The sequence below is a fragment of the Hydrogenobacter thermophilus TK-6 genome, assembly GCF_000010785.1.
GTDB classification, from domain to species: domain Bacteria; phylum Aquificota; class Aquificia; order Aquificales; family Aquificaceae; genus Hydrogenobacter; species Hydrogenobacter thermophilus.
On the sequence record NC_013799.1, the window covers coordinates 894,663 to 906,153 of the forward strand.

The 11,491-nt window shown below is 44.5% G+C and carries 17 protein-coding genes and 3 tRNA genes; 12 read left to right on the forward strand and 8 right to left on the reverse strand.

Annotation, left to right across the window (positions count from 1 at the left end; all coding sequences use genetic code 11):
• Genes HTH_RS04890 through mog form a run of 4 tightly spaced genes read right to left on the reverse strand, consistent with a single transcriptional unit; the run spans position 1 to position 2,020 of the window.
• On the reverse strand, positions 1-537 hold the full coding sequence (locus HTH_RS04890; RefSeq protein WP_012963612.1) for a F0F1 ATP synthase subunit delta: 537 nt from the start codon (positions 535-537) through the stop codon (positions 1-3).
• A complete protein-coding gene (locus tag HTH_RS04895) occupies positions 534-1,028 on the reverse strand; it encodes an ATP synthase subunit B (protein ID WP_012963613.1) in 495 nt (164 codons plus the stop codon). The genes HTH_RS04890 and HTH_RS04895 overlap by 4 nt, the downstream gene beginning before the upstream one ends.
• Complete coding sequence (locus HTH_RS04900) at positions 1,025-1,465, reverse strand: ATP synthase F0 subunit B (protein ID WP_012963614.1); 441 nt, start codon at positions 1,463-1,465, stop codon at positions 1,025-1,027. The genes HTH_RS04895 and HTH_RS04900 overlap by 4 nt, the downstream gene beginning before the upstream one ends.
• A gap of 27 nt (positions 1,466-1,492) precedes the next feature.
• Entirely contained in the window at positions 1,493-2,020 is a 528-nt protein-coding gene (mog, locus tag HTH_RS04905; RefSeq protein ID WP_012963615.1) for a molybdopterin adenylyltransferase, read from the reverse strand.
• A gap of 18 nt (positions 2,021-2,038) precedes the next feature.
• Between mog and eno the strand changes: the two genes are divergently transcribed.
• From eno to HTH_RS04955, 10 genes are all read left to right on the forward strand, one after another.
• Entirely contained in the window at positions 2,039-3,322 is a 1,284-nt protein-coding gene (gene eno, locus HTH_RS04910) for a phosphopyruvate hydratase (RefSeq protein WP_012963616.1), read from the forward strand.
• A complete protein-coding gene (locus tag HTH_RS04915) occupies positions 3,273-3,602 on the forward strand; it encodes an FtsB family cell division protein (protein ID WP_012963617.1) in 330 nt (109 codons plus the stop codon). The genes eno and HTH_RS04915 overlap by 50 nt, the downstream gene beginning before the upstream one ends.
• On the forward strand, positions 3,586-4,671 hold the full coding sequence (gene ribD, locus HTH_RS04920) for a bifunctional diaminohydroxyphosphoribosylaminopyrimidine deaminase/5-amino-6-(5-phosphoribosylamino)uracil reductase RibD (protein ID WP_012963618.1): 1,086 nt from the start codon (positions 3,586-3,588) through the stop codon (positions 4,669-4,671). Before HTH_RS04915 ends, ribD begins: the two co-directional genes overlap by 17 nt.
• Complete coding sequence (fmt, locus tag HTH_RS04925) at positions 4,668-5,564, forward strand: methionyl-tRNA formyltransferase (RefSeq protein ID WP_012963619.1); 897 nt, start codon at positions 4,668-4,670, stop codon at positions 5,562-5,564. The genes ribD and fmt overlap by 4 nt, the downstream gene beginning before the upstream one ends.
• A 17-nt stretch (positions 5,565-5,581) precedes the next feature.
• Complete coding sequence (locus HTH_RS04930) at positions 5,582-6,457, forward strand: DUF86 domain-containing protein (protein WP_012963620.1); 876 nt, start codon at positions 5,582-5,584, stop codon at positions 6,455-6,457.
• A gap of 46 nt (positions 6,458-6,503) precedes the next feature.
• Positions 6,504-6,576: transfer RNA gene (locus HTH_RS04935), tRNA-Thr, on the forward strand.
• Positions 6,577-6,588: 12 nt separating this feature from the next.
• Positions 6,589-6,675: transfer RNA gene (locus HTH_RS04940), tRNA-Tyr, on the forward strand.
• Positions 6,676-6,747, forward strand: a tRNA-Gly gene (locus HTH_RS04945). It abuts the tRNA gene before it with no gap.
• Positions 6,748-6,774: 27 nt separating this feature from the next.
• Positions 6,775-7,452, forward strand: coding sequence for a succinate dehydrogenase/fumarate reductase iron-sulfur subunit (locus HTH_RS04950; RefSeq protein ID WP_012963621.1), 678 nt, complete (start codon positions 6,775-6,777; stop codon positions 7,450-7,452).
• Between the two features lie 8 nt (positions 7,453-7,460).
• Positions 7,461-7,745 (forward strand): hypothetical protein, encoded by a 285-nt coding sequence (locus HTH_RS04955; RefSeq protein ID WP_232500404.1) that lies wholly within the window; start codon positions 7,461-7,463, stop codon positions 7,743-7,745.
• Here the strand turns inward: HTH_RS04955 and HTH_RS04960 are convergent, their stop codons facing one another.
• Positions 7,746-9,152 carry a TldD/PmbA family protein gene (locus tag HTH_RS04960; protein WP_012963623.1) on the reverse strand — a complete coding sequence of 469 codons (1,407 nt, stop codon included), beginning with the start codon at positions 9,150-9,152 and terminating at the stop codon, positions 7,746-7,748.
• Between the two features lie 4 nt (positions 9,153-9,156).
• Positions 9,157-9,420: a NifU family protein gene (locus tag HTH_RS04965; RefSeq protein WP_012963624.1), complete on the reverse strand. Its 264-nt coding sequence runs from the start codon at positions 9,418-9,420 to the stop codon at positions 9,157-9,159.
• A gap of 54 nt (positions 9,421-9,474) precedes the next feature.
• Here HTH_RS04965 and rimM point away from each other — a divergent pair, with 54 nt between their 5' ends.
• Together rimM and HTH_RS04975 are read left to right on the forward strand one after the other, a co-directional pair.
• Positions 9,475-9,987, forward strand: a complete 513-nt coding sequence (gene rimM / locus HTH_RS04970; protein ID WP_012963625.1) for a ribosome maturation factor RimM — start codon at positions 9,475-9,477, stop codon at positions 9,985-9,987.
• Positions 9,988-10,056: 69 nt separating this feature from the next.
• Positions 10,057-10,353, forward strand: coding sequence for a c-type cytochrome (locus HTH_RS04975; protein WP_012963626.1), 297 nt, complete (start codon positions 10,057-10,059; stop codon positions 10,351-10,353).
• Between the two features lie 13 nt (positions 10,354-10,366).
• Here HTH_RS04975 and HTH_RS04980 read toward each other — a convergent pair whose 3' ends face one another.
• On the reverse strand, positions 10,367-10,708 hold the full coding sequence (locus tag HTH_RS04980) for a hypothetical protein (protein ID WP_012963627.1): 342 nt from the start codon (positions 10,706-10,708) through the stop codon (positions 10,367-10,369).
• A 17-nt stretch (positions 10,709-10,725) separates the two neighbouring features.
• Positions 10,726-11,484, reverse strand: coding sequence for an MBL fold metallo-hydrolase (locus HTH_RS04985; protein WP_012963628.1), 759 nt, complete (start codon positions 11,482-11,484; stop codon positions 10,726-10,728).
• Positions 11,485-11,491: the final 7 nt, after the last annotated feature.

Below are 11,491 nucleotides of genomic sequence, written 5' to 3' on the forward strand. Positions count from 1 at the left end.
TTAGCCTCGCATCACATTTAGCAGGGTCTTTTTGATGGAGGTGTCAAGAAGAAAGCCGTAAGTCTTTATCACAAAGCCCCCTATGAGAGAGGCATCTTCTATAACCTCAAACTCCAAGTCTCTTCCAAGTGCCTTGCTGACCACATTTTTAATCCTTTCTATCACTGCTCCGTCCACCTTCTTTGCCAGCATAAGCAAAGCTTTGGAGAATCTCAGAGTTTTTTCCACCTCATAATCGTAGAATCTCTTTATCTCGGATATGAGAGGCAAGGCATTGAGCTCCAGCAAATGGGATAAAGTGTCATCCACCTCCTTAGTTATGCCAAGTTTTTCTCTCAGAGTTTTCAAGTAAGAGAGTTTTGCATCAAGAGGTACCAGAGGATTGAGGACAAAGTCCCTAAAGCTCCTTTCCCTCCTGTAAAGCTCTGACAACATACCCAAAAAGTCCGAAACTTTCATCATTACTTGCTTCTCTTTGGGCAAGGAGTTAATAAGCATTCTGGATAACTTCCTTGCGAGGTCTGCACTCCGTATCATCTTTCCTCCACAGATCTCAGAGATTTTTCTATGTATTTTTTCTGAACTTCTGGGTCTTCAAAGGCTTTCTTGAGCATATCCGTTGCCATCTGTCTTGCCTTCTCCATACCAAAGCGTAAAAGCTCTTCTTTTGCCCTCTTTGTTTCTATCTGCACCGCTTCCTTTGCCTTCTCCCTTATTCTCTCTGCCATCTGTTCAGCCTTCTTGAGTTCTTCCTCTTTTGTGTACTGTGCTGTCTCTTGAGCCAGAGCTATCTGCTCTCTGTATCTTCTTTGTGCATCTTCGTAGCTCTCCTTAGCTCTAAGAAGCTCCTCGTGTGAAAGCCTTAGCTCCTCTTCAGAAGCATTGAGCTTTTCTGTGAGACTTCTGAAAAAGCTATTAAAAGCTTCAGATACGGGTTTGCGACCAAAGTAGTAAACTATCCCCAAAAATAGAAGCACATTGAATCCTTTCCAAAGAAGCTCAGTCAGATGGTGTCCGCCTTCCGTCATGCAGCTTCCTCCAACACTTTGTCCCTTATGAGCTTAGCAATCTCCTCCACTTTTTGCTCCAGCTTTGCCTTCTCCTCCTCAAGCGCCTTCCTTATCTCTTCAACAGCTCTGGATATCTCTTCCTGAGCTTCTCTCTCCGCTTTTTGCAATATCTCAGCCTTCAATCTTTCCGCTTCCTTCCTGACTTTTTCAAGTAAGGCGTTGGACTCTCTTCTGCCCTCTTCAAGTATCCTGGTAGCTTCCGCAAGAAGCTTGGTAGCTTCTTCTCTGTTCTTTTGAGCCTCTTGCAAGTTTTTTTCCACTATACTGTCTCTTTCTAATATCACTGAAGTGTAAGGCTTTACAAACAAGAAGTTGACAAGCACTACAAACACCAAAAACAGAACTGCCTGCACCAGAAGCGTAAAGTTGGGATACAGCGCCTGCTGTATATCCATAACTAAACCTCCATCAGTATTATAACACTACTTGGAGGGTCTGAAGGCTTTAACTTTGTTCTCGTCAGTGGTAATGTACGGACCACCTATGAGGTCTATGCAGTAAGGTATGGCTGGAAACACGGCATCCAAACACACCTTTATAGACTGGGGCTTCCCCGGCAAATTTACTATAAGCGTTTTTCCCCTTATTCCTGCAAGCTGCCGAGAAAGTATGGCAGTAGGTACCTGTTTTAGAGATACGCTTCTCATGAGTTCTCCAAAGCCCGGAAGAATTTTTTCACACACCGCCTGAGTAGCTTCAGGTGTGACATCTCTGGGAGCAGGACCAGTGCCACCTGTGGTAAGGATAAGGCAACAGCCTTCCACATCAGCCATATGCAACAAAGCACCCTCTATAATGTCCCTTTCGTCGGGCACAACTCTGTAGATAACCTCAAAAGGTGAGGTAATAACTTCATTAAGATACTCCATTATATACTTGCCGCTTATGTCCTCATACTCACCCCTGCTGGCTCTATCGGATATGGTCAGGACACCTATTTTAGCCTTCATGGTTTATAATTTTAGCTCATGTCTGCCATAAAGAGCGTAAAAGCGAGGGAAGTTTTAGACTCCAGGGGAAACCCAACTGTAGAGGTGGAGGTAGTTTTAGAGTCTGGAGCTGTAGGTAGGGCTATAGTGCCAAGTGGAGCCTCCACAGGTCAAAAGGAGGCGCTGGAGCTTCGGGACCACGACCCTAAAAGATACCTGGGTAAAGGGGTTTTGAAAGCCGTGGACCATGTCAACAGCGTAATAGCAAGGGAGATAATAGGACTTGAAGCACTCCATCAAAAAGAGATAGATGAGATTCTTATAGCTCTTGATGGGACACCCAATAAGAGCAGGCTCGGTGCCAATGCCATTCTTGGAGTGAGTATGGCGGTGGCAAGAGCTTCAGCCAACGAGCTAGGAGTGAGCCTTTACAGATACTTGGGAGGCATAAACGCCAGCAAACTCCCTGTACCTCTTATGAACGTTATAAACGGTGGGGTTCATGCGGATAACCCACTGGACATACAGGAGTTTATGATAGTACCTGTGGGAGGTGGTAGCTTTTCGGAGGCTCTCAGGATAGGTGTTGAAACTTTCCACACTCTTAAGACTCTCTTGAAGGAAAAGGGATACTCTACTAATGTGGGAGATGAGGGAGGTTTTGCACCCCAGATAGAAAACACAGAAAAAGCTCTCGATATGCTCATGCTTGCCATAGAAAAGGCGGGCTACACACCGGGTGAGGATGTGCTAATAGCTCTTGATGCAGCATCTTCTGAATTTTATTACGAGGATGAGCTTTATCACCTGGAAGGGCAAAAGCTCAGCAGTGAAGACCTCTGCGGCTTTTACTCCAAGCTTGTAGAAAAGTATCCCATAGTTTCCATAGAAGACCCTGTGGCTGAGGAAGACTGGAAAGGCTGGAAAATGATAACTGATATTTTAGGGAAAAAGGTTCAGCTGGTAGGTGATGACCTGTTTGTCACCAATCCTGACCTTCTTCTAAAAGGCATAAAGGAAGGTATAGCCAACTCCATACTTATAAAACTCAACCAGATAGGGACTCTTAGCGAAACGCTCAGAACCATAAGCTTGGCAAAAGAGAGAGGCTACTCTGTCATAATATCCCACAGGTCAGGTGAGACAGAAGATACGTTTATATCACACCTTGCTGTAGGTGTAGAAAGTGGTCAGATAAAGACGGGCTCAGCATCAAGAACCGATAGAATAGCCAAGTACAACGAGCTTTTGAGGATAGAGGAGGAGCTTGGTAATGCGGCAAGGTTCGGAGGGAAAGAGGAGTTTTGGAAATTTATCTCCTGATGTGCTTCCTTTTCTGTTTATGCTGATTATGGTCATCTTGACTGCGTATAATTTACTTTTCAGTACTCTTAATCTGTTTAATGTTATAAAGATAAAAAGCTCTCTACACAACCTTGACAAAAGATTAGCAGAAATAAAGAGTAAGAACGACAAGCTTGAAAACATGCTGGAGCTTGTGAAGAAGGATCCCAACACTTACAGAGAGAGGTTTATCAGAGAATACATGCAACTCCAGAAAAGTGATGAAAAAATAATACTTTTTGATGATGAGAGAAACTGACCATCACTTTATGAGAAGAGCCTTGGAACTTGCAAAGCTACGAAAGGGTCTAACACATCCCAACCCCACTGTAGGCTGTGTGATAGTAAAGGATGGAAAGATAATAGCAGAAGGATACCACGAAAAGGTTGGCATGCCACATGCGGAGGCTGTGGCTCTTGAAAAGGCAGGCACACAGGCAGAAGGCTCCACCCTTTATGTAACCCTGGAACCTTGCACCCATTACGGAAGAACTCCCCCCTGCACCGATGCCATCATCAGGGCAAAGGTAAAAAGAGTGGTTATAGCTACTCTTGACCCTAATCCCCTCGTGTCGGGCAGGGGAGTACAAAAGCTCAGGGATGCAGGCATAGATGTGTGTGTGGGCGTACTTGAAGATGAGGCAAGAGAACTTAACGAGGACTTCTTTACCTACATTACCCAAAAAAGACCTTACATAACCCTAAAGCTGGCTCAAAGTATAGATGGGCGCATAGCCACCAAGCATGGAGAAAGCCAGTGGATAACTAACCAAGAGAGCAGAACCTTTGCTCACAGGCTAAGAGCGCAGGCAACGGCAGTCCTTGTAGGTATAAACACCGTCTTGAGGGATGACCCATCTCTTACGGTAAGGCACATACCATGGGAGAGCCAACCCATAAGAGTGGTGCTTGACCCCAATCTGAGGATACCCATAACATCCAAACTGGTAAGGGAAAAAACCGCAAAAACCCTTATAATAACTGCTTCCGAAAACAGAGAAAAGATGAAAATTTTGGAGGATGAGGGCATAAAGGTACTTTTGGCTCCCGCGGAGGAAGGAAAGCTGATACTGAGGGAGGTTTTGAGAGAGCTTTACTTTATGGAGATTATGCACCTTCTTGTTGAAGGAGGAGCCCAAACCATCACCAGCTTCATAAAGGAGGATCTTTATGACAGGCTTTTTATTTTTTTAGCACCCATACTGATAGGAGAAGGTATAGGTATAGGTGATATAGGCACCAGTAAGCTTTTGGATGCCAAAAGGCATATGCTTAAAAGCATATACAGATTTGGCGATGACGTAGGACTTGAGTATAAGAAGCTATGAAAATTGTCTTTATGGGTACATCATCCTTTGCAGTACCAAGCTTAAAGGCTCTGGTGGAAAACTTTCAGGTTGTGGGAGTTATCACACAGCCCGACAGACCAGCCCACAGAGGTCAAAAACTTACACCTTCGCCAGTCAAAAAGATGGCTCTTGAACTCGGTCTCTGCCTTTATCAGCCGGAGAAAAAAAGCCAGATAGAGGAAACTGTTCTTAAGCTAAAGCCTGACTGTGTAGTTGTTGTCGCTTACGGGAGGATTTTGACAAAAGAGGTGCTTGGCATACCACCTTACGGATGCATAAACCTTCATGCGTCTTTGCTCCCAAAGTACAGAGGCGCAGCTCCCATACAAAGATGCCTGATGGCAGGGGAAAAATTAACTGGCAATACGGTGATGCTCATGGATGAAGGTATGGACACAGGAGACATACTAAGGCAGGAAAGTGTGCCAATAGATGAAGAGGACAATCTTCTGAGTTTGAGCGAAAAGCTCTCTACAAAAGGTGCAAAACTCTTAGTTAGCACCCTCAAGGATTGGTTTGAAGGGAAGATAGCACCCACTCCTCAGGATCATCAGCAAGCTACTTATGCACCACCCATTTGGAAGGAGGAGTACCGCATATGCTGGAAGGCTTCTGCCCAAAGTGTAAAAGATAGAGTGAGAGGGCTTTATCCCAACTGCTATGCTTTCCTTGAGGAGGGTGAAAGGATAAAAGTGCTGAAAGTCAGAGTCTGTCAGGAGAGTGGAGAGCCAGGCGAGCTGATCCACCAAAGGAAGTTTCAGGTGGCCTGCGGAGAAAACTCCGTTGAAGTCCTTGAGCTTATAAATCCAAAAGGTAAAAGGGTTAGCGGTGAAGACTTTTTGAGAGGATATCAGGTGAAAAAACTCCGCTGAGCATTAACTTAAAAATTATGAAGAAGGGACCAAATATAAGCCTTATAGTGGAGAGCTTCCAAAACCTTGAGAAGGCATACATAGACCTGAAAAAAAACCTATCCCTTCCAAAAGAGGAGTTTGTTAGCAACAAGCTTGTTCTTGACAAGGTTCGCATAGACTTCAACTTGGCCTTTGAAAGCAGTATGAGACCTTGCAGACACCTCTCTACCCTCTATGGACTTAAAACCACCTCAAAGGATTGCCTCTTGAAACTTGCCGAGTATATAGGTATGGAAGACATAAAGACCCTTCAGAGGTTTACAGACTTTTACTTTAAATACAGAGACCTAAAAGACAGCGTTTCCGCTGAGGAACTTTATGAATTTTTGAAGGAAAACCTGGTAGTGTTTAAAAAGTATGCCCAGGCAGTGGTGGAGCACATAAAAAAAACCACAGGCAACTACCTGCTTATTGACTTTGACATGCTTAACGAAAAGGCAAAGCATGTTAAAGAATCCGTCAAAAAGATAGACTTTGTCCTCTCTCAAGGCATAGAAGAGTTTAAAACTAAGCCTATGTATTACGATAGAGTAAAATACTTTTACCAAGTTGCGTATGATAGCTTGTTTGACATATGCAAACATCTTGCTCCTAAGTTTGGAGTAAAAAAATTTGGAGATGACTGCCTTTCTAAGCTGGTAGAGATAGGTGTAATAAGACAGGATCGCTACATGGATGTTTTTAAGATGACACAGCTAAAAAACAAACTCATAAGCACATGGGAAGTTAGCCCAGAAGAGCTTTATGCATCACTATCTGAACTCAAAGACAAGTTTGAGCCAGTCATGAAGGACATATCCGTAAGTTTGAAAAAGCTCATTGAAGATAAGGCAAAAGGTGCTGTGGGTTGATTGACTAAAGCCTTACCTTGAAGTATAATATCTTATTGCATTTAAAGCTGGCGTAGCTCAGTGGGCAGAGCGCGGGATTTGTAATCCCGCGGGCGTGGGTTCAAGTCCCACCGCCAGCTTGTAAGCCCCAAGGAGGGGTGGCCGAGTGGTCAAAGGCAGGGGACTGTAAATCCCCCGGGCTCCGCCCTACGCAGGTTCGAATCCTGCCCCCTCCACCAGCGGGCGTAGCTCAGTGGTAGAGCAGCTGCCTTCCAAGCAGCAGGCCGCGGGTTCGAGTCCCGTCGCCCGCTCTTTAAAAAGGCATATATTTTTCTCCTATGATTTTGCGCTTGAGTATAAGAAGAGAAGACCCAGAGAGTGGTATATGTAATTACCAGGACTTTGAAATACCTTACGAAGATGGCATGACCTTTCTCACCGCTCTTCAAAGGATAAAGGAGTATCAGGATGAAACGCTGACTTTCAGGCACTTTTGTAGAGCGGGTATATGTGGCACATGCACTATTTACATAAACGGATTCCCCAAGCTTGCTTGTAAAGAACAAGTTCTACCTTATGTACTTTTAGAAAAAAGGGTCGTGATAGAACCACTCAAAGGCTTTAAGGTAATAAAAGACCTTGCGGTAGACAATGATAAAATCATAAAGAAGTTAAAAGAGATTCACGGATGGGTAAGGACAGGGTCCGACGATTGCAGAATACCATCTGACCTCAGCAGGAAGTTGGAAAGCGCTGCAGATTGCATCCTCTGTTTAGCATGCCAATCTTACTGCCCTCAGGTATTGGAAGAAAATTATGCGGGTCCCCTCATCTTCGCAAAGCTGTATAGATTCCTTGAAGACCCAAGAGACAAGGACAAGGAAGAAAGATTCGTGCAAGCTGTAGAAAAGGGTAATCTTTACCACTGCTTATCCTGTAATAAGTGCAATCATGTATGTCCAAAGGAGGTAGAACCAGCCACCCTCATAAGGAGACTTATGGTGTACAGCAGATAAGGGGGTGCTTGACACAGAGACTACAGGAAGGTATCATAAAAAAGGGAGGTGAAGGTATGTGGAGATTCGCCATTATGCTTTTCACAACAGCTTATGCCTTTTCTTGTCCTGCAAGTATAAGTATAGAAGAAGCCATAAGGATAGCCAAGCCTTATGTTGGTGAAGTGCACTACTCTGGCAAGGGTCAGAGTAAAAAAACGGGAGAGTGCTACTATAGAATAAGGGGGACGGAGGGTACTGCTGTGATAGATGCTAAGGATGGTAAACTGGTGAGATTCTACAGAAGCAGGTAGTCAGCAGGTTTCACACCCACCCAGTATGAGGGACTTTATACGAATGGTGGGTTGAGCATCAGTTACTGGGACTCCTTGACCGTCCTTACCACATGTGCCTATGCTCCATCCCAGATCGCTACCAACAGCATCCACATCCTGAAGAGCCTTAGGACCGTTGCCTATAAGCACTGCAGACCTTATAGGATAAGTCATCTCACCATTTTCTATAAGGTAGCCTTCCATAATTTCAAAGACAAAATCTCCAGTAACAGTATTTACCTCTCCTCCACCCATCTTTACCACTAAAATACCTTTTTTCGTGTCTCTTATAATGTCCTCTGTACTGTCCTTTCCGGGAGCTATGAAGGTATTTGTCATTCTAACCATAGGCACATGGGCATAGCTCTGTCTCCTTCCATTGCCTGTGGAGCTTACACCATCTTTCATGGCGGTTAGCCTGTCATACATGTATCCAGCTAAATAACCCCTGTCTATGAGTACCTTCTTTTGGGCAGGTACACCCTCATCGTCAACTGTAAAAGACCCGTTGTAGCCTTCAAGGCTCGCATCATCTATTACAGTTATCAGCTCACTGGCTACCTTTTGACCTATCTTTCCTCTGTAAATAGAAAGGCCTTTCTGGACAAGGTCAGCTTCTAAGCCGTGACCTACAGCTTCGTGTATCATGGTTCCGCCAGCTTGCGAGGACATGACCACCGTAAAGCTTCCCGCAGGTGCAGGCTTTGCAGATAGCATAAGAAGAGCCCGCCTTGCTGCTATATCTGCAATAAGCTCGGGAGGTTTCTCTTCCAAAAGTTCAAAGCCTCTCATCCCTCCCACAGATTCGTAGCCTCTTTGCAAAGTTTGCCCATCGCTGGCAACCACATCAACAAAAAACACCACCCTCTTTTGCTCATCCTCCGAGATTTCACCTAAATTGTTAATCACAAGAATGCCCCTGGTTTTATCGCTTATGACAGCAAGCACCTGCTTTATCTTATCTCCATAACTTCTGGCTCTATCGTTGGCTCTTTTTAAAAACTCAGTCCTATAAGCTACATCTTTAGCGTCTATATCTATTTGAACATCAGTTGCGCCTTTTATGTATCTCTTGCCTATGGCTACAGAGCCGCACCCACTCAAAGATTTTGAGAGTGCCTTTGCTATCTCTATAAGATTTTCAAGATTTATTTCTGTAGTGTAGCCGTAATAGGTCTTTCCATCTTTTATAAGCCTTATACCAACACCTTCGTCAACTCCCCACTGAACTTTTTCCACCTTGTTGCTCTCTAAGTGTACTCTACACATCCTTGACCTTTCGTAGAAGACCTCACCGTACTCACCACCAGAAGACATAAGATAAGACAAAATATAGCCTGCCTTTTCCTTTAAAAGTTCCTTTACCTGACTGTGCGTCTCTGACATGCTTTCAAAAGCCAAAGGTCATGGGTATGTCCATGTTTATGTCTTTAACTTCTTTTATCTCGGGAAACTTGTTTTTGAGAGCCCTCTCTATGCCAGCCTTCAGCGTTAGCACAGACATACCACAGCCTGAACACGCACCCATCATCCTTACAAGAACAGTGCCATCCTCCAACACATCCACCAGCTCCACATCACCACCATCAAACCTCAAAGCAGGTCTTATCTCGTCAAGAACAGCTTCTATCTCTTCTCTCGTAGGCATAGCCATACTTAACCTCCTTAAGGAATACTATTAAAATAAAATACTCCAAAGAGAAGGAAGATGCATGAGGAAAGTCAGTTTGTTGTGATAGGCAAGGTGGTTGATACATACGGGCTTAAAGGCGAGATAAAGATGGAGTCTTACCTTGAGAAGAAGCACTGGAAGAAGCTCAAGGAGGTTTTTTTAAAGAAAAGAGGTGGAGACTTTGTACCTTTTAAGATAGAAGGCGTAAAGCTTCACGGAAGGTATGTGATAGTGAAGTTTTCAGGATGTGAGGGTGTGGACCAGGCGAAAAATTACAAGTCTGCCAAGGTATTTTTGCCTTTGCACCAGCTACCCAAACGGAAAAAGGATGAGTATTACTACTTTCAGCTGGAAGGTCTGCAGGTTTACACAGAAAGCGGAAAGTTTTTAGGTAAAGTTACTAAAGTTTTAGAAGGGAAACCTTATTACCTTCTGGAGATGGACCACGGCAGGGGATACATCCCCTTCATAGGGCAGATGGTGAAAGAGGTGGACATAGAAGGTAAAAAAATCAAGGTATCTGACATGCTTTCAGAAATCTACCCGTGAACTTTCATCTTTGTTTCATAAAACTGTTTGTATTATAATATTGCAAACACTTTAAAAGGAGGTAGAGGCATGAAGAAGTTTCTGTTAGTAGCTGTAGTGGGGCTGGCAGGCATAACCTTTGCCAATGAACAGCTTGCCAAGCAAAAGGGCTGTATGGCTTGCCACGATCTGAAAGCTAAGAAGGTGGGACCTGCTTACGCAGATGTAGCTAAGAAGTATGCGGGAAGAAAGGATGCTGTTGATTATCTGGCTGGCAAGATAAAGAAGGGCGGTTCTGGTGTGTGGGGTTCTGTTCCCATGCCTCCTCAAAATGTAACCGATGCGGAAGCAAAACAGCTTGCCCAGTGGATACTCTCCATAAAGTAAGTTTTTGGGGGCGTTATGCCCCCTCCAGAGGATTACATCTGTTAATGTTTCCAAAGCAATTAGGACATAGATCAAAAAACACCAGGAGTCCCAATCCTCCCAGCATCATGTTTACCTGAGTTATCACAAGGTTTTCCTGCCTTTCGGGGAGGACCTGATACTTCTCAAGAGTTAATCCGCATGCGGTTTTTCCTTCCTCGTTCCCAAGCCTGTGAAACTGAAAAACCAGCCTGTTGGTCCTCCTGCACTTCATCCACCTGGGATTGAGGTCAAGCATGACAAAGTTTATCTGAACATTGCTGTCTATAAGCTGTGCCTTTTGCACCAGTCTTTCAAACTTTTCCTTCTCAGTCATGTCTTATAGTATATGTTTCAGACAGGCAGTTTATACCTGTCCTGCGTCATAAGGTCAACACCCACCTCAAGGTTTTCAAGCCAGTTTAGAAACCTGTCTACCATTTCCTTCCCTTTAAATATGGCTCCGTGCTGAGGTGCTATGGTTTCAATATCCAGCTGTCTTACCATGTTTACCCAGAACTTTAAGATTTTGTTGCTTGCCATGTATCTTCTGTGAAAGCCCTCCATGTACTTTATGTGCGCATCAAAGTCTTCCACAAAAAAGTAGTCCTGCCCAAGAGAAGCACCCAAATCCCCGGAAAACAGAATTTTAGAGCACGGGTCATAAACCTGAAAGTTGCCCGGAGAGTGCAAGAAGTGAGCAGGCAGGATAAGAAGCTCACAACCGTTTAGGTTTATCTTTGTCCCACCGTCATCTATGGGAAGCACCCTATCCTCCAGCTGGGTATCAAGACCAAAGTGAGGCAAAAACCTCATCCAGAGCTTGGATATGTAAGCGGATGCCTTCGTAGTCATGAGCCAGCCGTTTATAGAGGCTACTATGTCCGGGTCCTGATGGGAAAGGAATATGTACTTTATGTTGCTTGGCGGTATCAGCACAGATATGTCGGAGAGAAGTTTGGAAAATACCTTATGACCTCCCGGGTCAAGAAGCACTCCTTCCCCCTTATGTATAATGAGATACTGGTTTGCCTGGACCGCGCTGGCAGGGGTGAGCTCCTCATAAAAGGCTACCTTGTGGTCTGGTGTGTTAAATATTAGCTTGGCAGGCATCACGCAC

Excerpts from the sequence above, each read along its gene's own strand:
- HTH_RS04890 (WP_012963612.1), bottom strand. The coding sequence starts at position 537 with ATGATACGGAGTGCAGACCTCGCAAGGAAGTTATCCAGAATGCTTATT.
- HTH_RS04895 (WP_012963613.1), bottom strand. The coding sequence starts at position 1,028 with ATGACGGAAGGCGGACACCATCTGACTGAGCTTCTTTGGAAAGGATTC.
- HTH_RS04900 (WP_012963614.1), bottom strand. The coding sequence starts at position 1,465 with ATGGATATACAGCAGGCGCTGTATCCCAACTTTACGCTTCTGGTGCAG.
- mog (WP_012963615.1), bottom strand. The coding sequence starts at position 2,020 with ATGAAGGCTAAAATAGGTGTCCTGACCATATCCGATAGAGCCAGCAGG.
- eno (WP_012963616.1), top strand. The coding sequence starts at position 2,039 with ATGTCTGCCATAAAGAGCGTAAAAGCGAGGGAAGTTTTAGACTCCAGG.
- HTH_RS04915 (WP_012963617.1), top strand. The coding sequence starts at position 3,273 with ATGCGGCAAGGTTCGGAGGGAAAGAGGAGTTTTGGAAATTTATCTCCT.
- ribD (WP_012963618.1), top strand. The coding sequence starts at position 3,586 with ATGATGAGAGAAACTGACCATCACTTTATGAGAAGAGCCTTGGAACTT.
- fmt (WP_012963619.1), top strand. The coding sequence starts at position 4,668 with ATGAAAATTGTCTTTATGGGTACATCATCCTTTGCAGTACCAAGCTTA.
- HTH_RS04930 (WP_012963620.1), top strand. The coding sequence starts at position 5,582 with ATGAAGAAGGGACCAAATATAAGCCTTATAGTGGAGAGCTTCCAAAAC.
- HTH_RS04950 (WP_012963621.1), top strand. The coding sequence starts at position 6,775 with ATGATTTTGCGCTTGAGTATAAGAAGAGAAGACCCAGAGAGTGGTATA.
- HTH_RS04960 (WP_012963623.1), bottom strand. The coding sequence starts at position 9,152 with ATGTCAGAGACGCACAGTCAGGTAAAGGAACTTTTAAAGGAAAAGGCA.
- HTH_RS04965 (WP_012963624.1), bottom strand. The coding sequence starts at position 9,420 with ATGGCTATGCCTACGAGAGAAGAGATAGAAGCTGTTCTTGACGAGATA.
- rimM (WP_012963625.1), top strand. The coding sequence starts at position 9,475 with ATGCATGAGGAAAGTCAGTTTGTTGTGATAGGCAAGGTGGTTGATACA.
- HTH_RS04975 (WP_012963626.1), top strand. The coding sequence starts at position 10,057 with ATGAAGAAGTTTCTGTTAGTAGCTGTAGTGGGGCTGGCAGGCATAACC.
- HTH_RS04980 (WP_012963627.1), bottom strand. The coding sequence starts at position 10,708 with ATGACTGAGAAGGAAAAGTTTGAAAGACTGGTGCAAAAGGCACAGCTT.
- HTH_RS04985 (WP_012963628.1), bottom strand. The coding sequence starts at position 11,484 with ATGCCTGCCAAGCTAATATTTAACACACCAGACCACAAGGTAGCCTTT.